Consider the following 22,154-nt stretch of genomic DNA (forward strand, 5'->3'; position numbering starts at 1 on the left):
CGGTTTAGCTGGAACGCTAGATGTCATTTGAAAACAAACATTATGAGTAGATATATACCAGTTCTAATCTTATTTTTTTTAAGTGTTTCCGATTCACACAGTCAAGAAGGAATCAACGAAATAATCATTAAAAACACCTATTTAATCGATGGAAATGGAAGCAACCCTGAATTAAAATCCATCAAGATAGTGAACGGAATAATTACTGAAATTGAAAAACCTGAAAGGCTGCTAGGTACTGAAAATGCATTTATTATAGATGGTTCTGACAGGTATTTAATTCCTGGCCTGATAGACAGTCATGTTCATTTAATGATAGGTGGCGATGAAAATGGGCAGAAAGAATTACTCTTTAAAATGTTGAAAACTGGTGTTACCACTGTTCAAGATTTAGTAGGAGATGCAAGAGATTTGGCATATTATTCAAAACAGCAAAAAAGAGGACTCATGAAATCACCTGAAGTCTATTTTTCGGCTATGTTCACAACTGCTGACTTTATGAAAAAGGATTTTAGAATGGGCATGTTTCCTGAGGGTCAGAATGGTGAATTACCTTTTTTACAAGCGGTGGATGAAAATACTGATTTCAAGAAAGCAATAGCCAGAGCCCATGGTACTGGAGCGACTGCCATTAAATTATATGCAGGACTTTCAGAAAACATTATCAAGAATCTAACTAACGAAGCGCATGAAATGGGCTTGAAAGTTTGGTGTCACCCAGCGCAATTCCCACAAACTGCCCAGGATATAGTGGAAATTGATATTGATGTTTTTTGCCACGCAGGTTTATTAGCTTATACAAGTCAAAATGCGCCTTCAGAATATCATATATGGTTTAAAAAACTATACGACAATGACCACTACGACGTATTCCCCGAAAGTCTAGAGGTCGATACTATTTTAAATACCATGTTAGAGCATAACACAATTCTTGATGCAACTTTAGTTGCCTGGAAATATTCAGACAAAGGTTTTGAATTGGCAACAAAAATTATCAAAAGAGCCCATGAACTTGGGGTAAAAATCACTACTGGAACCGATATTCAAGGGTTTCCCACACTAGAAGAGTTGTACCTCCTAGTAGAAGTTGTTGGCCTCTCACCAAAAGAAGCGCTAATAAGTTCCTCAAAAAATGGAGCTGAAGCTATTGGAATAGAAAAAACCCACGGTACAATTGAGGTAGGGAAGGTAGCAAACTTGTTATTGTTAAACGAAAATCCATTGATCAATATTAGAAATGTTCAGAAAATCGATAAGATCCTGATAAATGGTAATGTTGTAGATTAAAACGCTCCAGCTTACAACCTCTATAAGTCATACCTGCCTATGGCAGGGTGCTAACCATACACAACCCCATTATACCAATTCAATCTTAATATACGTTAAACACAATCTTTACAGGTTCCAGTCAAAACGCAATTCACCGTTTCCAACTTATAGTTTTGTGGTAAACTAAAGTTTACTGGTATAGGCAAGCATTCTATGGTTTCACAGGTTGAACAACGAAAATGAAAATGATTTTGCGGTTTATCGTTTTCATCACATCTTACGCACAAGGCAAAATACTGCTTCCCATTGTCTGCAACAATTCTATGCAACACACCATCTTCACAATACCTATTTAACACGCGGTAAATGGTAGCTCTATTAATATCAACACCAATTTTCTTTTCAATAGCACCCTGACTCATTGCTTTACCGGATGAATGTAAAACAGATAGCACCGCTTCTTTTGTAGCTGTGTTCCTTCTTTTCATTGTAAACAATAATTATTGCGATTATGTTGCAATAGTACAAACTATTTCTATATTTGCAACATTAATTAATGCGATATTGTCGCAATTAAAAAGTTTAGTTGGTTTAGCACGTACTCTTCCGATTCCAATAGATTAGTTTAAAAATATGATGATATGGATACCATTAAAGATATTGATGTAATAATAATAGGCGGAAGCTATTCCGGTTTATCGGCCGCTTTGGCACTTGGTCGATCACTGCGTAATGTTATGATTATTGATGGTGGTTTTCCTTGTAATCGGCAGACCCCGCATTCCCATAACTTTATTACTCAAGACGGTGCTTCCCCAAATAGCATTTCAAAAAAAGCTAAAGCACAAGTTTTAAAGTACGATACCATAACTTTTATTGAAGATGTAGCGGTCAGTGCTAAAAAAATTGATGACAGTTTTAATATTCTCACAACTTCTGGGAAGAAATTTCAAGCCAAAAAACTAATACTTGCTACTGGAATTAAGGATAAAATGCCCAATATAAAAGGATTTTCTGATTGCTGGGGTATATCGGTGGTTCACTGTCCTTATTGTCATGGCTACGAGATAAAAAATAAAAAAACCGGAATAATAGCCAATATAGAGGTAGCATTTCACTTGGCGCCTTTGGTGAAAAACCTAACTCCCAATCTCAGTATTCTACCTACCGTAAAGGCAGAGTTTAACGATGAGCAAATTTCAAAACTGAGTGAAAATCATATAAATATTATTGAAAAAGAAATCACCGAAATAGAACATAAAAATGGTTATATAAAAAATGTCCTCTTTAGTGACAATAGTAGAGAACCTTTTGAGGCACTATATGCCCCTCTTCCATTTAAACAACATTCCAACATACCCGAATTATTAGGCTGTAAAATAAATGAACAAGGATATATTGAGGTGGATATGATGAACAAAACAACTGTAAATGGCGTGTTTGCTTGTGGCGACAACTGCTCAAGAATGCGTTCTGTGGCGAACGCAGTGGCTTCGGGAAGTATGGTTGGCGCCGTTATAAATATGGAATTATCAAATGAGAAATTTTAAGATAGTTACCAAGAAATCTATGGTTGAAGTATTTATCAGTGATTTAGAACAAAGGTCTAAGTAAAACTAAAGGATAGTGAGCAGAAATCCACTTCAACTTAAGCCAGCCTATATATCCCAATGATTTTATATTTTAAAATGACAAAATAGTATCGGCCATCTGCTTCATTTTTAGCTAGTTTTGATTAGAAGTCAATTAGTATAATAACAATGAAGTTTTCCATTTTTCTTTCTGCCCTCCTATTTTCCTTCGCAACCGTAATGGGCCAACAGCTAAACCGTATTTCTGTTAAAGGAAATAGTTTCGTTAATCAACAAGGAGATACCATCGTATTTCGCGGTATGAGCTCGAGCGACCCCGATAAACTTGAAAACGATGGACTATGGACCAAACGCTATTTTGAAGAAATCAAAGATTGGGGTGCTAATTTGGTACGATTTCCCATACACCCCAAACGTGTAAGAGATAGAGGTCAACAAGAATACCTAAAACTTCTTGATGATGGTATAAAATGGGCTGGTGAACTCGGCATTTATGTGGTAATAGATTGGCACAGTATCGGTAATATTGAAACCGGTATCTATCTCTTGGATATTTACGACACAACCAAAAAGGAAACCTTTAATTTTTGGAAAACCATGGCCGAGCGATATGGTGAAAATACCACAGTTGCATTTTATGAAATATTCAATGAGCCTACCATGAATCAACGAAAGTTTGGCACCTTGGATTGGGAGTCATGGAAAGCTTTCAATAAAGAAGTAATTACTGTTATCAGAGCTAATGGCGGAAAAGGCATTCCTTTGATAGCTGGCTTCAATTGGGCCTATGATCTTACTCCAGTCAAATTCAGTCCATTGGATGTGGAGGGAATTGGTTATGTAAGTCATCCATATCCTCAAAAAAGAGCTAAACCTTGGGAAGAAAAATGGACACAGGATTGGGGATATGTAAAAGAGAATTATCCCGTAATACTAACTGAAATGGGTTTTTGTGGCCCGGATGACCCTGGAGCACATATTCCTGTCATCAGTGACGAATCTTATGGAACGGCCATCACAAACTACTGTGACCAAAGGCAAATATCATATCTTGTTTGGGTATTTGATATGGAATGGGCTCCAAACATGTATACGGATAGAAAATTTACACCATCCAGACAAGGAAGGTTTTTTAAGGAGAAGTTCAAGAGCTACCAAACCAAGAAGTAAGGCTTCATAAAACTGTTTTGATAATTGCTTGTTCAATGATAAAACGGATTTACATATTAGTGGTGGCTTTGTTATTTTCCCTTTTGGGTTGCAAGGAGGAAGGAAATCAACACAACTTGTTGGACAAATCTGAGGCCAATCCCAATTTTGTGCTAGTACCACATTCAAAAACGAAGATTGATTTCATAAATAAGGTTGAGCAAACCAATAGCTTTAATTTCTTGAACTACCTTGACATTTTTAATGGCGGTGGTGTTGCATTGGGTGATTTCGATAATGACGGTTTATTGGATATTTATCTCACATCAAACCAAAACTCCAACAAGCTTTATCTCAATCTTGGCGACTTCCAGTTCCAAGATATTACGGCAAAAGCCGGTGTATCAGATGAAACCGGCTGGTCAACAGGTGTCAATGTGCTGGATATCAATAACGATGGAAATTTGGACATTTACGCGTGTAAATCAGGCTCTCTGGCCGATTCATCATTAAGAAAAAACAAACTTTTCATCAATCAAGGAAATGCGACCTTTACTGAAGAAGCTGCCGCTTGGGGCCTAGACCATTCCGGATTTTCTATTCAGTCCTATGTTGTGGATTTTGACAAGGATGGAGATTTAGATCTGTATTTGGTAAACCATAGGTCCGATTTCAACAATGTTAGGAAAGTGGAGCCAAAAACGGACTTGGTCTATCATAATGAATTCTCGGACCAATTGTTTAGGAATGATGGGGATACTTTTACCAATATAACTGAGCAGGCAGGTTTAAGAAACAAAACTTGGGGGCTTAGTGCAGCAATAGGTGACTTTAATGAGGATGGCTGGCCAGACATTTACGTGGCCAATGATTTTATTCAACCAGACCATTTGTACATCAATCAGAAGGATGGGACGTTTAAAGACAACGTTCTTGAGACCTTCAACCATATCTCCTATAACAGTATGGGCTCTGATTATGAAGACCTGAACAACGACCTACGGCCTGACCTACTTGTGCTTGATATGTTGGCCGAAGACCACCTGCGGAGCAAAGAGAATATGGCCACCATGGATAGCAAAGGGTTTCAATACATGGTGGACGCCCAATACCATTATCCGTACATGTCCAATATGCTGCAACTAAATCAAGGCAATGGTCATTTTAGTGAGATAGCGCAACTAGCCGGGATTTCGAAAACCGATTGGAGTTGGGCTCCGCTAATTGCTGATTTTGACAATGATGGGCACAAGGATATTTTTATTAGCAATGGAATTGAAAAGGACTTGGGGAACCAGGATTTTAGAAGAAAGCTACGCCCAACAATACAAGCCAACCCTCAAATGGGTATTTCGGAGCTTGAGCAACTGATGCCTGGTGAAAAAATGGCCAATTACATCTTCCAGAACAAAGGAGATTTGAATTTTGAGAACGTTTCCAAGAAATGGGGATTCAATATCCCTATCAATTCAAATGGTTCTGCTTATGGAGACCTAGACAATGACGGCGACCTTGATTTAGTGCTTAACAACTCATCTGACGTAGCCTCCATTTTTAAAAACAGTAATTCTGAAAACAATTTTATCAAATTAATCTTGAAAGGCGAAAAGCCAAATTTAGATGCCATTGGTGCTACTATTAAAGTGACAACTAAAAATGGTTCCCAAATCAAATCAAATTACTATGCTAGGGGCTATCAATCCGCAATGAAAGACGCTTTGCATTTTGGATTGGGAAGTTCAGAAAATATACAGTCCATAAAGGTTCAATGGCCAGATAGTACTTTTAGTATAATTCAAAATCCAAAAAGCAATCAAACCCTGGTGGTTGAGCAACAACAGGCAACCCACGATTCAATGGAGAACATGCAAACTCCTATGCATCATTTTGTTGCCTATCAATCCAATTTACTGGGAATTGATTTCATTCACAAAGAATTAGAGTATGACGACTTTGCAGATCAAGTACTGCTACCCCAAAAACTTTCACAGTTAGGACCTGATATTACTGTAGCAGATATTAATGGGGATGGATTGGAGGACTTTATAGTTTCAGGTGCTCGGAATCAACCCAACAGTTTGTATGTACAGCATAAAAGTGGATATTTTGAAGAGGTCAATGTGCCTGCTTTTGAAAAACACAAAGCATTCGAGACTTTAGGACTTCATTTGTTTGATTTCGACGGAGATGGTGATATGGATTTGTATACTGCCAATGGTAGCTATGAGTTTGAATCGAACAGCGAGTATTTCCAAGATGTTTTATATATAAATGATGGTGGTACCCGTTTTGTAGCAACCGAACTGGTTCCGGACCTCAACACACCAACTAAAAAAATAACATCGTTGGATTATGACAGTGATGGAGATTTAGACCTTTTTATTGGAGGTCGATTTGAAACCAAGAAATACCCTTTGACTCCAAGATCTTATATTCTAGAAAACAGAAACGGTGTTTTTAAGGATGTGACCCAAAAAGTAGCTCCAAAATTTAAAAATATCGGAATGGTCACCGATATGGTATTTTCAGATTTTGATATGGATGGTGATAAGGATTTGATTGTTGTTGGAGAATGGATGGGGGTTTCTGTTTTTGAGAATACCGGAGGGCACTTCTCCCCTGCTTCATTGAGAAGCATAGAAGATACCGAAGGTTGGTGGCAAAGCATAACTCCTGTGGATATTGACAATGATGGTGACGAGGACTATTTATTGGGTAATTTGGGGACGAACAATAAATACCATCCAACTGTTGAGAAACCTTTACATGTGTATGCCAACTACCTTGATGACAATGAAAGTTTTGATATGGTGCTTAGTAAAGAGTACAAAGGAAAATTGGTTCCAACACGGGGCAAAGAATGCTCTACGGAACAAAATCCTTTTTTAAATCAGAAGTACAAATCATACAAGGAATTTGCCAATTCTTCTTTGCAGGATATTTATGGCACCGATATGCTTCAAAACAGCTACCATGCGGAAGTCAAAAACTTTAGTTCTTGTCTCTTGGTTAACCAAGGTAATGGCAATTTTGCATTAAAAAAACTACCCAACCAAGCGCAGCAAGGCCCGACATTGGACTTTGAACTCATGGATGTCGATAAAGACGGTTATCTGGATGTGGTGGGCATAGGGGCACTCCACGAAACAGAGGTAGAAACTATTCGCTATGATGGCAACCCAGGATACCTGCTTCTAAATAAGGGGGGCACTTTAAAACCCTCTCCAAATCAAGGATTTCATTTAGATACCAATACCAAGGTCCTCAAAAAAATTATGATAAAGGATGAGTCTTACCTGCTAGTTGGAAACAACAATGGCATTTTGCAAGTTTTAAAGGGCACCTTTTAAGTTAATTTCCACTTGCCCCATACATATTCAAAGCTTCGATATCTTCCTGAAATAAGGTTCTTGGGTGATTTTTAAAGGCGATAAAATCATCTTTTACTTGTTGGGAACTTGCGGCGTTTGGAATGAACAGGTTATCCTGACTGTTATCCCATGGAGCATTAAACCAGGCTAGTACCCATGCAATTCTGATGGTCCCTCCCCCCTCTTCGATTGCTGATAATATATTATCGGTCCAAAAATCAGGATTATTGGAAACATATTGCTGCTGACCAGTTTCTGTCAATGCGGCAACTTTTCCGTGTTGCTCGGCAAAATTTGTGAGTTCAACCAGTTGTTGTTTAAGACCCGCTTTGTCAGGGTTATAATAATCCAATCCTACAATGTCTACATAATTATCACCAGGATAGTACGATGTATCCAATGTTCTGTCTGGTGACCAAGCAAAGAGCACATGATTGGTGCGTTCCTTTATATAATCCACTGTAAGCTGATAAAAGTCAACATACAATTCCGGAGAATGGTTAGCTGTTTGTGTTCCCCACCAAAACCAGTTTCCATTCATCTCATGAAACAACCTAAAAACAACAGTAAAGCCCAAATCATTATTAATGATATCCAGAATTTCATCAATTTCCCCAAAATACCATCCCCTTGCATCATTTTGATTGTTCACAATATCGGATACAAGACTTTTATCAGTTTCATCCGTGATTTGGCTATAATAGATTTCTCCGTCTACCCTGCTTCTTTGGTGAAAATCAAATGTCACTATGGAGCCATTTTCATATGCGGCGTTGGCCTCATCAATATGTAGTTGACGCTCCGAAGCACTTTTGTATAGCATATAATGTGGGTCAATCCCAAATACGGCAGGATGATCTCCACTAACATCCTTACAATCGGAAGTTGTCAAATCATAATTAAGAGCATTTAGTTGGAAAGAAAGCGGAAACTCTTGGCCGAATGCAAACATATCACCCATAGCTAAGGCGGCTAAGTTATTGAGTACATTTTTGGTTTGTTGGGATGCATCGGTATCAATCGGCACAAAGGCCACTGATTGTCGAATTTCTACAGTAATATCATCAGAATGAAATGCTCCATTGCTATCCGTAACTTTCAATGTAAGCGTATGAATGCCTAGCCCTAAAGGTATTTCAAGTGTGCTGGAATCAGCCATTAGATTGTTTTCAAGGGTCCATTCATAAGTCATTTCATCATTTTCTGGGTCACTTGATTCACCTCCGTCAAAGGCAACCATCATGGAATTCATACCTTGCGTTAAATACAATACCATATCATCTCCTGCAACTGCAACTGGGGCTTTATTGATATATTGTTGAAGATTCACACTGAAAGTGGAGGTTGTTTCATCTTCCGCCTGAACCGTATAAATCAGTTTATTGCTAAAATTATTTACGGTAGTCCCAGATTGTTGGATTTTACCATCCAAATATACGGTCGCGCCTTTGGACACTTCAAAAATTGCGGTAAGACCACTCACATCCATATTTGTTGTCATTTCAGCACTGAGCTCCCTCTGCGCCAATCCGGAAAAATTCAAATCTGGTAATTCTTTTATGGCAAACGAAAGCAACGACTTGTTGCTACTTAGAAATACCTCCTCTTCTGCAGAGTCTTTGGAACAGGAGAAGCTTAATAACACTAAAAGTAAGGGGCAAATGTACTGTTGACAGCATCTTAACCACATTTGAAAACTAAAATATAATTGTCCCTCCATAGATTAATATGCCGTGTTCTTGTCTCTAATATGGCTCCTAACGATGTTTCCGGAAAGAGTTAGCTCATCCGTTGTCCAACCACCCAAAGCACTTGCACCTGGTTTTAAGGCAGCGGACAGTTCTTCCTTGTCCGCAATGGACCAATTAAGGTGAGATATTTGATGGGTATCCAAAAAACTCCACCATGTTTCCGCCTCCGTTTCATTCAAGGAACCGTCACCTGAGGCTTCACTAATACCGTATTCGGTAACAAAGACTGGGATATTATTATTAAGAGCTACAAGTGCTTTGTCTCTTAGCTCTTGCTTGTGTGTCGCTGCGTAGTAATGAAGTGTGTACATGACATTGGGGTCATCTATTTTTTCAAAAATGACATCATCGACATCTTGAGACCAATTGGGCGTACCACATACTATAATATTATCTGCATCATATTTGCGAATCTCATCTATAACGGCTTCATGATAAGGTTTTAAAACGTTTTTCCAGGATACGTTAAGCGGTTCATTGTAGATTTCATATATAATGTTGGGATAATCCGCATACTTTTCAGCAAGTTCTCCAAAAAAAGCTACGGACTCCTCTAAATGATCTTCCGCATGATGATCATGCCAATCAACAATTACATATAGTCCGTTGGCAATAGCCGCATCAATTACAGCAATAATTTTTTGTTTCTCCGATTCTGGATTTTCAAGGTATCCCTCATGTTCAACAGCCAAGGCTGCTCTTACAACGGTGCTTTGCCAGTCATCCTTTAACCATTTTACCACTTCCGGTGTATAGTATTTTCCAATCCATTGACTCCAGAAAAGAGACATTCCTCGAAGTTGGACAACATCCTCATTTTGACCCACCAATTTATTTCCTTGCACGGATAATTGCCCATATTCTTCCACTACGGAGGAAAATGTACTGGTTCCCCCATCATTTGAATCTTCTGGGTTTTGTCCAGAATCTTCGGTTGGTTCATTTTCTGTTGAAGTTTCGTCCATTGCATCATCCGGACTTTGTTCATCAGAAGAAGAGCATCCAATGCCACATGCGATAAGTATTAGAAAAAACCAACATACTTTCTTCATAGCAAATCGATGTAAGGTTCCCACTTTACACTTTGTGGGAACCTTTTTTGAAATTAAACTAACTCAACTTATTTTTCTTCAAATCTTACATTGTCAATGGCGAAGTTCAGCAATAAATCTGCTCCCTCAAACGCCATTCCAAACTCGTTGTCAACCAAGCTAAAATCTGGTTGGCCCAGTTCTGTCAAAGGGATTTCAATGGTCTCCCAACCATCTGTCTCATATGGTTCTCCAAGATCATTCCAGGGCGCCCAATCATAAAAAGAATCTGCTCCTCCGTTGCCGCCAGAATTGAATCTTATCCTGAACATTCCCGCATTTATCGGTTCCAGGACATTGATATCGAATTTTAATACATAATCGTTCAAATTACTGCCCACGGTGGCTGCACCATTGAACGTACCGGGGTCATTTCGCCAGAACAGGTCTTGCCATCCCGTACCTCCGGTTTGGAAGTTGGCTCTACCGTAGCTGGTCCCATCAAGAGATACAGCGGCATCACTTTCTGGCTGAACATTGCCCCACCATGGATCTTTTCCGTTCCAATCAAAGAATACCAAATCTGGGTCATCTACAGGGTCCGGTCCACCGCATTCGTATCCGGGCACATCGAACCTAACGTTGTCAATTGCAAAATTCAATAGAATGTCAGCACCTTCGAACGCCATTCCAAATTCGTTGTCTACAAGGCTAAAATCTGGTTGGCCTAATTCTGTCAAGGGGATTTCTATTGTCTGCCATCCATTGGTGTCAAATGCTTCTCCCGTATCGTTCCAAGGCGCCCAGTCGTAAAAAGAATCTACTCCTCCATTGCCGCCAGAATTGAATCTTATCCTGAACATTCCTTCATTTATAGGTTCCAGGACATTGATATCAAATTTTAATACATAATCGTTCAAATTACTGCCCACAGTGGCTGCACCATTGAAGGTACCGGGGTCATTTCGCCAGAACAGGTCTTGCCATCCCGTGCCTCCAGTTTGGAAATTGGCCCTTCCATAACTAGTACCGTCACTAGAAATTGAACCATCATTCTCGGGCTGAACATTACCCCACCAAGGGTCTTTACCATTCCAATCAAAGAATACCAAATTTTCATCGGTAACCGGATGTGGCCCATCGCAATCACCCGCAACTTCTATACCCAGTGCTCCAAGTAGTTCTACTGGAACCAATACCCTATTCAATTCATGTATGATACCGTTTGTAGCACCTATATTGGCACTAACAACTTGCGAAGGAATTGCATCAGTAAAGGATGGGGTTAACCTAATCGCATCGGAAACACTAACACCAAAACTGTCTCCCAGCAAGGTGTTTACATCACTTCCATCGGTCAACTGAGATTCCACAAGAGTACCTGCATAAATATGGTACTCCAAGAGTTTTCTCAGCGCTTCGATTTCCTCAGGAGTATTAAAATCATCCAAAGAACTAAAGTTCTCTATGGTTGCAAAAAGGGCATCAAAAGCTTCATTATTAGGTGCAAAAACAGTCAAATTCTCGGTAGTAAGGCTCTCCGACAGCCCGGCTAGTTCGGCCGCTGCCAACAAAGAAGTAAAACCGCGGTCTTCTGACCTAGCAGCCAGGTCAAGGGTTGCTCCCAATACTTGTTGATAAATGGCATCTGGTAATAATACCTTATCGATACCATGCACTATTCCGTTTGTAGCTTGAACGTCCAACAAGTTGATTTCAGCGTTTGTAGGCGAGGCATCATCGATAGACACACCCTCAACGGAAAAAGATTCCCCCTGCGCTGTCTCAAAGGTTTCACCACCAACATCATCGGAAGTAACATTGCCACCCACAATTACATGATACAACAGTACCTGTGATAATATTTCGTTAGGAACATCGGATAAATTTTCATATCCAAACGCGGCATTTAATTGAGCCATTAGCATTTCAAAGGCAGCGTTATTTGGAGCAAAAATTGTAAAAGGGCCTTGACCTTCAAGGGTTTCCACCAACTCTGCCTGAGCAAGAGCTGCCGCTAAGGATGCATAGTCAGGGTTTGCTTGCGCATGATCCACAACATCCGGGGGCAGCAATACATTGTCCACCATGTGCACAACTCCATTAGTAGCGCCAAGATCAAACATTCCTTCGACCGGAGATGCTACACCATTAAAGGTTATTGGAGTAGCCTTGTTCACGAAAAAACTAAGATTTCTTCCATCTACACCAGTGGCCATTGTCAATCGGTATCCGGTTTGAAGGTTTACCGATAAATCAGCAGTAGAAGTATTCCACACATGGTTCATTAAAGTATTTCTTAAAATACTATCGTTCATAGTGGCTAAATCCACACCGCTAAATGCTTCATTTGTAGGTGCGAATAGTGTAAACGTGGTATTATTAGCAAGTACATCATCCAAATCAAGTTGTTCTAAAGCTCCGAGTAAAGTGGATGCTTGGGAAGCTCCAGCCAATATTTCTGTGATATTCTCTGTTGGCGTTTCGGATTGTGGGAACACTTCCTCATCATCTTCGCAAGAAGCCAATGAAAACATCATCATCCCAACTCCCAATACGGCCGTTATTTTGTTTAAATTAATATATTTCATAATCATCATATTAAAAGTTAGTTGCCCTTATTGAATCAGTCCGAATTGATCTAGATAAAAAAGAAAGGGTGCCGTCCCACCGGAGAATTCTTGGAAATCGATTCTTGTAATGGTTTCAGGGGCCGTGCCAGGAGCATAAAAATCCGTAAGTGGAATACTAAAACTATTCCATTCTCCTGGAACTAAATTCAGAACTACCTGGGTATCAAAATCATTCAAGGCGCAGGCAACTCTCACTGTTTGGGGATTGGCAGGAAAAATCTGGAAATTCAATGCACTAAACTCAGCAATAGTTAATTTTTCCGAAGTATCACTCGCCGAGAATGTAAGTCCTGCCCAATTGTTACTATCTCTTCTGATTGAGGTGGAACCCAACGTAATTTCATCAGAAAGAACCTGAGTGCCGTCCCATCCGCCCAATTGCCAATCATTGATGATTGCATCTGTAAAAATCGGATAATTAAAGCCGTAGGAAGTTGATTGGGCCACAGCACCGTTAACTTCAATCTGTACAAATCCTTGAACAATTCCTCCGGGAATAGCAATTGCCAATTCTTCCTCGGATACATTGATGATTTCGGTTGGAATTTCTTCAAATGGGCCATCCACGCCAACTCCATTTACAAAGGATGCTGAAGATGCACCACTAAAATCACCTCCTTCAAGAATTACTGCACTAACACCATCAATTATTTCTTCTGAAAAGCTATCGATAGTTAGCAGTGAAAAATCGTATTCTGCAACACCATGCAATGTTTCTACTATTAACTTGTTTGAACCAATGACAGGAGCGCCTAGTGGTACATTCAATACGATTACATTTTGCGTTGCAAAGTTAGGGTTGACGGTAGCTTCGAACCCGTTAAATTTAACGGAAACTATATCCTTTAAGTTGGAACCTTTAATGTTCAAGGTATTTCCCAATACACCTGTCTCAACATCAGAACCATTGTTCACATCCCTTACTGAACTAATTGATGGTGGTCCACTGGCAGCTGCATTTATGGCGTCATTTTGATTAAACTCATTACTGCACCCTATACCTATTAGCATCAAAGTAAAGAGGATACCTACTACAGATAATTTTCTAGTTTTCATAATATTTTAATTAAAGTAAGGAACAGGAGGGTCTAAAAGTCCTGGGTTGTTTATAGTCTCATTGGTTGGATACGGAAACAAAAGTTTGTCCGCAGACACATTAATAAACCGATCTGTGGTTCCTCCAGTGGCTCCTCGATCAGTATCATTAAACCAACCTCGTTGTATCGAGGAAAGATAGGCTGTGGCATCTGACCTTCTAATGGCATCGTACCAATGTTCCATTTCAAAGGCAAACTCTAGTTTACGTTCTTTAAAAATGTCTTCAAAAGTTGGGTTCGTAATGGATGGCAGTCCGGCTCGATTTCTTATTTTGTTTACAGATTCCTCCGCCTCGGCCATGGACCCACCCCCGCCTTGTACGATGGCTTCTGCGTGAATTAACAAAACATCCGCATATCTAAGAAGATAGGTATTATTGGCATAGCTGTTTCTAACTCCTCCTCCATTATTAGCCGGAGTTCCAACAACGTATTTTTTAATGGCCACATTAGTTCCCTGTGCATTACAACCTGCAGGACCAGGTGCGGTATAACCTCCATTTAAATCAGGATAAAAGGAGTCTGGATCCATTATGGTGGCTTTATAACGCTGATCTAAAACCTTATCTTCATAAGTTTCTTGGAGATCCAAGGAAGGGCCCACAGCGGACCATCCATCATCAAAACCAGTAATACCGGATAAAGCGTATAGACTTTGAATTCCATTTCCTTCTGCGAAGTTTCCACTACCGTTCCATTGCAACGCAACAATACTTTCTAGGTTATTGTCATTAGCTGTTAGGAACAAATCATTGTAACTTCCTGAAGTGCCATCACCTCCAGTTCCGCCAAGTAATCTAAATTCACCCGAGGCAATTACCTCAGAGGAAAGAGTGTATGACTGGGCATATTCGCCAAGGGTCAAATGTACTTTGGCAAGCATGGACTTAGCTCCATTACTTGAAATTCTGCCCGGTTCGCTAGCCTTTGTATGGGAAATGTTATCCACGGCAAAATTCAAGTCGTTTTTAATAAAAGTATAGATGTCGGATACCACATGACGTGGGATGTATGTATCATCCACCAATTCTACATTATTCTCAATAATCGGTACCGAACCAAAGATTCGCACCAGATAGAAGTAGGATATGGCCCTCATTGCCCTGGCCTCACCAACAGCATTGTTTACCACCGCGGCTGGAACATCCGAATTTGCCCTAGCAGGGACTTCGTTAATTACCGTGTTGGCATGAGCAACTACAGCCCACAAGGAGCCCCAAGCTCTTTGTAAGGTATTTAGGTTACCTGTTACATCGAAAAGCTCAAAACTTTGGTTTCTTGGATCCCAAGTTCTTGCGGTACCACCCGAAACATCACCAATACACCAGGCTGAGTTTGTGACAAAATCGAACCATGGAACATTGTACAATACATTTGTGGAGGTTTGTATTTGAACCTCTGTTTGGAAAAAATCCGCTGAACTAGGTGTGTCCTCTGGTGGACGGTCTAAAAAGTCCTTACTGCACGAAACCAAAAGCGTCGTGGCTAAAAGAAAAACGGATAAAGACTTAAACAAACTGATTTTCATGATTATAGCTATTTTTTATTGTATTAAAAACTTACATCGACGCCAAAAGTGAATGTTCTTGGCAGAGGGTAACGACCATTATCGATACCTGCTAGTATAGGGCTCTGTCCCAATGAACCTATGTCTGGATCATAGCCAGAATAGTTGGTAAACGTGTAGAGGTTTTGTATGGAACCATACACGTTGACACTACTGAAAAAGGTCTTATCTATTAATTTAGATGGGAACGCATAACCCAAGCGAACATTTTGGATTCTTAAATAGGAACCATCCTCAATATATCTGTCAGAAATAAAGATGTTAGGTGTTTGGTTCAATGTATATCTTGGATGCGTGGCATCTGGATTTGCAGGAGTCCAATAATCCAGAACTGAATCCAATTGATTACGGAAAGTTAGATTGGTTCCAGTAAGTGATCTATTGACCGCATTAAAAATATCGTTTCCATATGACCCTTGAAGAAATACCCCAAGACTAAAACCTTTGTATCTGAAATTGTTCTGCAAACTGAAGGTGAAGTCAGGATGAGGATTCCCTATCTGGGTTCTGTCGTTACCATCCACTACTCCATCTCCATTTACATCTTCGAATTTTATATCCCCTAACCAGGTTCTTCCTGCTACAGAGGCATCACCAACGGGCTGACCAAATTGTTGTGGTGCGTTGTTCAGGTCATTCAATGATCTAAAAAGTCCATCAACTTTATACCCATAAAATACACCTATAGGTTCACCGACAATAGTTCTAGTAACCGTTTCGAGGGTATCATCTAAATTGGTGTTTCCGAAGGTGGTTACTCCATTTAAGTCCAAAACTTCATTGCGATAATGTGAAAATGTAATCGCAGAGTTCCATCCAAAATCCTCATTGTTGAAGGCGTCTATATTTAAGGTAACATCGATTCCTTTATTCTCCATTTCTCCCAAATTGACAAAAGGAGGTAATACTGAACCAGCATTTAAAGAGGAGTTTCCGCCCAGAACGAAATCAGTAAGGGCCAATCTGAATAAGAAATCACTGCTCAACTTACGATACACTTCAACAGTCGTATTTATTTTTCCATCCCAAACGGAGAAATCAGCTCCCAGATTAATCTGTTTCGAGGTCTCCCACCGTACATTTGGATTTCCAAAACTTGTCACCCTAAAACCAGTTCCTAAATCGGTGATTGTTGGTCCTAATAGGGACAAATCTGGGTTGTTGGGCAAATCTTGGTTTCCAACTTCTCCATAACCTCCGTATAGTTTAATATTCTGTATGATATCAAAACCTTCCATGAAAGATTCATTGGATAATCTCCATGCTGCAGAAACGGAAGGGAAATAGCCCCACTTGTTACCTTCAGCAAATTTTGATGAACCATCAGCCCTAAATGAAGCTGTTACACTGTACCTATCATCAAATGAATATATAGCCCTTGTGAAATAAGACTCTAAGGCACTACTTCCTTTGAATTGAGTCGAATTGAATGTTTGGGCATTGTTAAGCGTGCTAAATCTTTCATCAACAAAACCGATTCCTAATGCTCTAATACCATCATAGGAACTTCGCTGTGTCTCGTGCCCCCCTAATAAGGTAAGGTTATGCTTGTCGCCAAAAGTCTTATTCAGTGTTAACGTGTTGGTCACAACCGAATATGTATTGTCTACTGTCTGTTCCGTTAATTGTGGATTATTCAAACTTATTGCTCCATAAGAAAAAGAGCTTTGAAATTGTCTGTTTCTTTCTCGATTGAAATTCCCACCAACCTGGATTTTATATGTAAGTCCTTTAATAAACTCCCATTGGGCGTAAGCACTGCCCAATACCACATCTCTCCTTAAATCATTGGCCAAACTACGCTGTTGAGCAATTGGATTTGGCACCGCCAATGAGATTTGTTCTGCAGTCACCGGACCGGCAAAAGAACCATCTGGGTTAAAGACTGCCGTTTCAGGGTTGTTTCGTAAGGCCAAAGCTACAATCCCACGTGAATTTCCATTAGCCACTATATCCTCGTCGGTTCTAGAGGCGGTGATATTCACACCTACTTTTAGATTATCCCGAATCTGTGTATCTAAATTAATCCGCGCGCTTCCTCTTTGAAATCCACTTCCCTGAACAATACCTTCTTGATCAGTCAAGGCTGCAGATAGATAATATTGCGTTTTTTCTGACCCCCCTGAAAAAGAGAGTTGATGATTCTGTAGCACCGCATCAGTAAAGATTTCTTTTTGCCAATTTGTGCCGGGACCCAAAATACTAGGGTCCGCAAACTCCAGTCTTGGTGACTGTTGAAAAACTCTTCGCATTTCATTTTGCAAGGTGGCATATCCTGGCAAATCCAATACGGGTAATATATTAGTTGGTTGTTGAAAAGCAGTATAACCATTATAAGTCAATTTTCCTGTTTCCTTTCTACCAGTTTTTGTAGTGATGATAACAACTCCATTAGAAGCTCTTGAACCATAAATTGCTGTGGCAGATGCATCTTTTAGGATGTCAATGGATTGAATATCATTAGGATTTAAGGAAGATAATGGACCTGAGCTGTTGGCAACACTCCTACCGCTCCCTGAAATATTATTGGCATCGCCTGAAACAGGTACTCCATCAATTATATAAAGTGGTTCTGAAGAAGCATTAACAGAACCCACACCTCTAATACGTACAGATACTGCTCCACCAGGTCTACCACTGTTTTGGGTAATAGCAACACCCGCTGCCCTACCTTGTATTAGCTGATCAATACTTACTTGCGGTATTTTTGTGATTTCGTCAACATCTATCGAAGCCACAGAACCGGAAATCTGTTCCTTACGTTGTGTTCCATAACCTATGACCACAACTTCATCCAATTGAGCTAGGTCCTCTCCCAGCACAATGTTAATAGTGGACTGACCGTCGACTCTTATCTCCCGAGTAACAAAGCCAATATAACTTACAACTAGAATGCCGCCATCGGCCACCTCGATAACAAAATTACCGTCAAAATCTGATACCACCCCGTTAGCGGTGCCCTTTTCAACAATGTTTGCCCCCGGAATAGCCTGGTTGTTCGAGTCAACAACAACTCCACTCACCCTGTTTTGGGCCAGAGTAATCTGGAACAGGAATACAAAAATCATAGGAACACCATACAATCTAATGACCCCCTTCTTCATAAATTTAAAATTTCGCATAATCCTCAAATCAAAAATGTTTTATTTCTAATGGCTGGTGTTGGTAATTATGATATCCATAATTTGACCAACGTTTCAATGAAACAAATTTATCTGAACACTTTGACCTTAAATAATACTATTTGATCATTTTGTAGTATGATTTTTTGTCAGTGAATTACTATGCTAATGCTGGTAGGCTTTAAGCTTGTACTAATTAAATATCTAATTATCAGTATTTTAATAAAATTTCAAAAAGCTATTTCCAATACTTGCATAATGATTTTGGGATAATAAACATGGTCTAGAGCCGCTTATTAGGTCATTAAAACCAATGATTTTTAAGAAATAATAATATCATAGAAATCTGATTGGAGGTTTGTCCCAATTCCATATTAGATAATTATACATTAAACCTTTGATTATCATTGTTTTATATTATAACATTTCTTTTAAAAACGATACTGAGCATATTGTTGCGAAGAATTATCACATCTCAATCTGAAAATATTTTTTCCATTTATGATTAAATAATATTACTATCGATAACCTCTCCTGATTAAATTTGCGCCTTACTAATGCACTTCAAGGCTTAGTTGTAAAACACTTTTAAACTATGTTATCCAACCTAACAATACCCAAAAGACTTTTGCTGCCAATCCTATTGATTGGCTTGGCATCATGCAAGTCTTTATATGACGATAACTATACCAAGCCCGTACTAGTAGATAAAAAACCTACACGTACCCTCAGCGAACTGCATAAAAAACTTTTTATCTCCTCTAAGACGGGGATTCTTTTAGGGCATCAGGACTCTCCTGGATATGGTATTGGATGGAAATACGATAACATGTCTAAAAAATTTGAAAGTGATGTCCAGAAAACAACAGGGGATTTTCCGGGAGTTTATGGTTTTGACCTTGGGCATATTGAACTTGGAAAAGGTCACAATTTAGATACTCTTTCTTTCGCCGTAATTCGCGATATCATAATAGATGTCCACTCAAAGGGTGGTGTTATTACAATGAGCTGGCATTTGGACAATCCGGTATCCAATGGCGATTCTTGGGACACATCCCCTTCGGTTAATTCACTTTTGTACAAAAAAGAATACGTTGAAAAGTATGAGCGCTGGATAGCATTGGTGGCAGACTTTATCACTTCACTAAAATCCAAAAACAAAAAAATTCCAGTAATCCTAAGACCCTTTCATGAAATGAATGGAGATTGGTTTTGGTGGGGGGACGCCAGCTGCTCAACTACTGATTACGTTGCCCTCTGGAAAAAAACCGTGCACTTGTTGAGAGACAAACATAACCTGCGCCAAATCCTCTACGCGTATTCGCCTAATATCGTAGATAGTGAGGAGGAGTATTTAAAGTATTATCCAGGTGACGAATATGTAGACATATTGGGAGTAGATATTTATGACCACAATAATTCAGAAGCCTACGTTGAGAACGTACAAACAAACCTTCATATATTGAAAAAAGTTGCAGTTGAAAAGAACAAACTGTATGCTTTTACAGAAACCGGGTTCGAGAAAATTCCCAATGACATATGGTTTACTGAGCTGCTGTATCCTCAAATCCAATCTTCGGGTATTGCCTGGATATTATTTTGGAGAAACGCCAATAAAACACATCATTATGTGCCCTACCCAGGACATGAGAGTGAGCAAGATTTTGCCCGATTCAGTAATTTCCCAGATATTCTGCTCTTAGAAAACTTACAAGCCATAAATCCCTACTAGCATATGCTTTCAACAAGTGACACCATCATCATAATTGTTTATTTGCTATCTACCATTGTCATCGGATTGGTGGTTAGAAAAAATGCGCAGAAAAGTAAGGAAGCATACCTTTTAGGAGGAAAAAAAATCCCATGGTACATGTTGGGTTTGTCCAATGCTTCCGGAATGTTCGATATCTCTGGAACCATATGGATGGTAACTTTAATGTTTGTTTACGGTGTTAAAAGCGCATGGATTCCATGGCTATGGCCTGTATTCAATCAGATTTTCTTGATGGTATATCTATCCAAATGGCTTCGAAGGTCGAATGTTACTACTGGAGCAGAATGGATAGGAACCCGTTTTGGTTTTGGTAAAGCAGCTCAACGTTCTCACATCATCGTAGTAATCTTTGCGTTGATCATGTGTTTAGGTTTTCTTGCTTATGGTTTTATAGGCCTGGGCAAATTTGTGGAGATTTTTATTCCTTGGGAAACTATTAGCACGTATGTTCCCTTTGATATTCCACCAGCCTTTGTACCTCATTTTTATGGCACCATCTTCACTTTTTTTGCAGTTTTCTATTCACTAATGGGTGGAATGTCTGGTATTGTGGCAGCTGATGTTATTCAATTTGGTATTATGACCATCTCCGGATTAGTTATCGCTTACATTGGTTTTCAAGCGGTAGGCAATCATGAGTTAATAGTACCTGACGGATGGATGAGTCCCTTTTTTGACTGGGAGTTGAACCTCGATTGGACACATATTATTCCCAACGTCAACGAAAAAATAAAATCTGACGGCTTTGGGCTCTTTACCATTTTCTTTATGATGATGGTTTTCAAAGGTGTGTTGGTGAGTATTGCTGGTCCAGTGCCTAACTATGACATGCAAAAAATACTTTCGACAAAGTCACCCGCTGAAGCATCCAAAATGAGTGGTTTCGTATCCGTTATTCTACTTCCTATCCGATACCTCATGATCGCCGGTTTTGCTGCACTGGCATTGATTTACTATGAAAAGTTGGATTTAATGAATGCTGCCGGCAATATCGATTTCGAACTTATTTTACCCACAGCAATGATTGAGTTTGTGCCCATCGGTCTGTTGGGCCTATTGTTAGCAGGTCTAATTGCGGCCTTTATGTCAACATTTGCTGGTACTTTAAATGCGGCCCAGGCTTATCTTGTCAATGATATCTATTTAAAATATAAGAACCCCAACGCCACTCCAAAGCAGTTACGGAACATGAACTATTTTTCAGGAATCGTTGTGGTATTGGTGAGCATTGTTCTAGGTTTTTTTGCAAAAGATGTCAACTCTGTATTGCAATGGATTGTTTCCGTGCTATATGGTAGTTATGTTGGCTCCAATATTCTAAAGTGGCATTGGTGGCGTTTTAATGGTGAAGGTTTTTTCTGGGGAATGGTCGCAGGCCTTGTGTCAGCAGCTATTATTCCAGAACTGTTTCCCAATGTGCTTGAGCTTTATTTGTTTCCCATATTGTTATTGATTTCTTTATTAGGAAGTATTTTGGGCACATATTCAGCACCTCCTACGGATGATAAAACACTTATCTCCTTTTATAAAAACGTAAGACCATGGGGATTTTGGAAACCAATTCATAAAATGGCATCTGTCCAGTCGCCGGGCATTTCCAAAAACACCGATTTTGGGAGGGATATGTTTAATGTCGTAGTTGGAACAATTGCCCAAATAACCTTGGTAATCATCCCCATGTATCTCATTTTCCGAAAAAATATAGAAATGTATATTGCGCTTGGTATTTTCATTGTATGCGCTTTGCTGCTCAAAAAATACTGGTGGAATACACTTAACGAACAACTAGACTAAAAGC

Annotated in this window: 13 protein-coding genes; 6 read left to right on the forward strand and 7 right to left on the reverse strand. The window is 39.5% G+C overall.

Annotation, left to right across the window (positions count from 1 at the left end; genetic code table 11):
* Positions 1 to 42: 42 nt before the first annotated feature.
* Positions 43 to 1,287, forward strand: coding sequence for an amidohydrolase family protein (locus tag ACOKFG_RS12735; RefSeq protein WP_422861392.1), 1,245 nt, complete (start codon positions 43 to 45; stop codon positions 1,285 to 1,287).
* 95 nt (positions 1,288 to 1,382) lie between these two features.
* Here ACOKFG_RS12735 and ACOKFG_RS12740 read toward each other — a convergent pair whose 3' ends face one another.
* Positions 1,383 to 1,757 (reverse strand): transcriptional repressor, encoded by a 375-nt coding sequence (locus ACOKFG_RS12740; protein WP_298790118.1) that lies wholly within the window; start codon positions 1,755 to 1,757, stop codon positions 1,383 to 1,385.
* A 153-nt stretch (positions 1,758 to 1,910) separates the two neighbouring features.
* Here ACOKFG_RS12740 and ACOKFG_RS12745 point away from each other — a divergent pair, with 153 nt between their 5' ends.
* The 3 genes from ACOKFG_RS12745 to ACOKFG_RS12755 all read left to right on the forward strand — a co-directional run bounded on the left by ACOKFG_RS12745 (position 1,911) and on the right by ACOKFG_RS12755 (position 7,360).
* Positions 1,911 to 2,819: an NAD(P)/FAD-dependent oxidoreductase gene (locus ACOKFG_RS12745; protein WP_298790121.1), complete on the forward strand. Its 909-nt coding sequence runs from the start codon at positions 1,911 to 1,913 to the stop codon at positions 2,817 to 2,819.
* Positions 2,820 to 3,029: 210 nt separating this feature from the next.
* The gene (locus ACOKFG_RS12750) at positions 3,030 to 4,031 is read left to right on the forward strand and encodes a cellulase family glycosylhydrolase (RefSeq protein ID WP_298790123.1); all 1,002 of its coding nucleotides are present in this window, start codon (positions 3,030 to 3,032) and stop codon (positions 4,029 to 4,031) included.
* Between the two features lie 35 nt (positions 4,032 to 4,066).
* Positions 4,067 to 7,360, forward strand: a complete 3,294-nt coding sequence (locus tag ACOKFG_RS12755) for a VCBS repeat-containing protein (RefSeq protein ID WP_298790125.1) — start codon at positions 4,067 to 4,069, stop codon at positions 7,358 to 7,360.
* A 1-nt stretch (position 7,361) separates the two neighbouring features.
* Here the strand turns inward: ACOKFG_RS12755 and ACOKFG_RS12760 are convergent, their stop codons facing one another.
* The 6 genes from ACOKFG_RS12760 to ACOKFG_RS12785 all read right to left on the reverse strand — a co-directional run bounded on the left by ACOKFG_RS12760 (position 7,362) and on the right by ACOKFG_RS12785 (position 18,564).
* Positions 7,362 to 9,026 (reverse strand): glycosyl hydrolase, encoded by a 1,665-nt coding sequence (locus tag ACOKFG_RS12760; RefSeq protein WP_298790128.1) that lies wholly within the window; start codon positions 9,024 to 9,026, stop codon positions 7,362 to 7,364.
* 78 nt (positions 9,027 to 9,104) lie between these two features.
* Positions 9,105 to 10,184, reverse strand: a complete 1,080-nt coding sequence (locus ACOKFG_RS12765; RefSeq protein ID WP_298790130.1) for a glycoside hydrolase family 5 protein — start codon at positions 10,182 to 10,184, stop codon at positions 9,105 to 9,107.
* Between the two features lie 68 nt (positions 10,185 to 10,252).
* Positions 10,253 to 12,754, reverse strand: coding sequence for a glycan-binding surface protein (locus ACOKFG_RS12770; protein WP_298790132.1), 2,502 nt, complete (start codon positions 12,752 to 12,754; stop codon positions 10,253 to 10,255).
* A gap of 27 nt (positions 12,755 to 12,781) precedes the next feature.
* Complete coding sequence (locus ACOKFG_RS12775) at positions 12,782 to 13,852, reverse strand: IPT/TIG domain-containing protein (protein ID WP_298790133.1); 1,071 nt, start codon at positions 13,850 to 13,852, stop codon at positions 12,782 to 12,784.
* Between the two features lie 6 nt (positions 13,853 to 13,858).
* A complete protein-coding gene (locus ACOKFG_RS12780) occupies positions 13,859 to 15,421 on the reverse strand; it encodes a RagB/SusD family nutrient uptake outer membrane protein (RefSeq protein ID WP_298790134.1) in 1,563 nt (520 codons plus the stop codon).
* 23 nt (positions 15,422 to 15,444) lie between these two features.
* Positions 15,445 to 18,564, reverse strand: a complete 3,120-nt coding sequence (locus ACOKFG_RS12785; protein WP_298790135.1) for a SusC/RagA family TonB-linked outer membrane protein — start codon at positions 18,562 to 18,564, stop codon at positions 15,445 to 15,447.
* Positions 18,565 to 19,177: 613 nt separating this feature from the next.
* Between ACOKFG_RS12785 and ACOKFG_RS12790 the strand changes: the two genes are divergently transcribed.
* Complete coding sequence (locus ACOKFG_RS12790) at positions 19,178 to 20,314, forward strand: glycosyl hydrolase (protein WP_298790137.1); 1,137 nt, start codon at positions 19,178 to 19,180, stop codon at positions 20,312 to 20,314.
* A 3-nt stretch (positions 20,315 to 20,317) separates the two neighbouring features.
* Entirely contained in the window at positions 20,318 to 22,150 is a 1,833-nt protein-coding gene (locus ACOKFG_RS12795) for a sodium:solute symporter family protein (protein ID WP_422861393.1), read from the forward strand.
* The last annotated feature ends 4 nt before the right edge of the window (positions 22,151 to 22,154 follow it).

This window comes from Flagellimonas rhodophyticola (assembly GCF_049332665.1).
Classification (GTDB): domain Bacteria; phylum Bacteroidota; class Bacteroidia; order Flavobacteriales; family Flavobacteriaceae; genus Flagellimonas.

Bases quoted from the DNA above. Each gene is read 5' to 3' on its own strand.
- ACOKFG_RS12765 (WP_298790130.1), bottom strand. From the start codon at position 10,184: ATGAAGAAAGTATGTTGGTTTTTTCTAATACTTATCGCATGTGGCATT.
- ACOKFG_RS12795 (WP_422861393.1), top strand. From the start codon at position 20,318: ATGCTTTCAACAAGTGACACCATCATCATAATTGTTTATTTGCTATCT.
- ACOKFG_RS12785 (WP_298790135.1), bottom strand. From the start codon at position 18,564: ATGAAGAAGGGGGTCATTAGATTGTATGGTGTTCCTATGATTTTTGTA.
- ACOKFG_RS12750 (WP_298790123.1), top strand. From the start codon at position 3,030: ATGAAGTTTTCCATTTTTCTTTCTGCCCTCCTATTTTCCTTCGCAACC.
- ACOKFG_RS12790 (WP_298790137.1), top strand. From the start codon at position 19,178: ATGTTATCCAACCTAACAATACCCAAAAGACTTTTGCTGCCAATCCTA.
- ACOKFG_RS12780 (WP_298790134.1), bottom strand. From the start codon at position 15,421: ATGAAAATCAGTTTGTTTAAGTCTTTATCCGTTTTTCTTTTAGCCACG.
- ACOKFG_RS12770 (WP_298790132.1), bottom strand. From the start codon at position 12,754: ATGAAATATATTAATTTAAACAAAATAACGGCCGTATTGGGAGTTGGG.
- ACOKFG_RS12740 (WP_298790118.1), bottom strand. From the start codon at position 1,757: ATGAAAAGAAGGAACACAGCTACAAAAGAAGCGGTGCTATCTGTTTTA.
- ACOKFG_RS12745 (WP_298790121.1), top strand. From the start codon at position 1,911: ATGGATACCATTAAAGATATTGATGTAATAATAATAGGCGGAAGCTAT.
- ACOKFG_RS12775 (WP_298790133.1), bottom strand. From the start codon at position 13,852: ATGAAAACTAGAAAATTATCTGTAGTAGGTATCCTCTTTACTTTGATG.
- ACOKFG_RS12735 (WP_422861392.1), top strand. From the start codon at position 43: ATGAGTAGATATATACCAGTTCTAATCTTATTTTTTTTAAGTGTTTCC.
- ACOKFG_RS12755 (WP_298790125.1), top strand. From the start codon at position 4,067: ATGATAAAACGGATTTACATATTAGTGGTGGCTTTGTTATTTTCCCTT.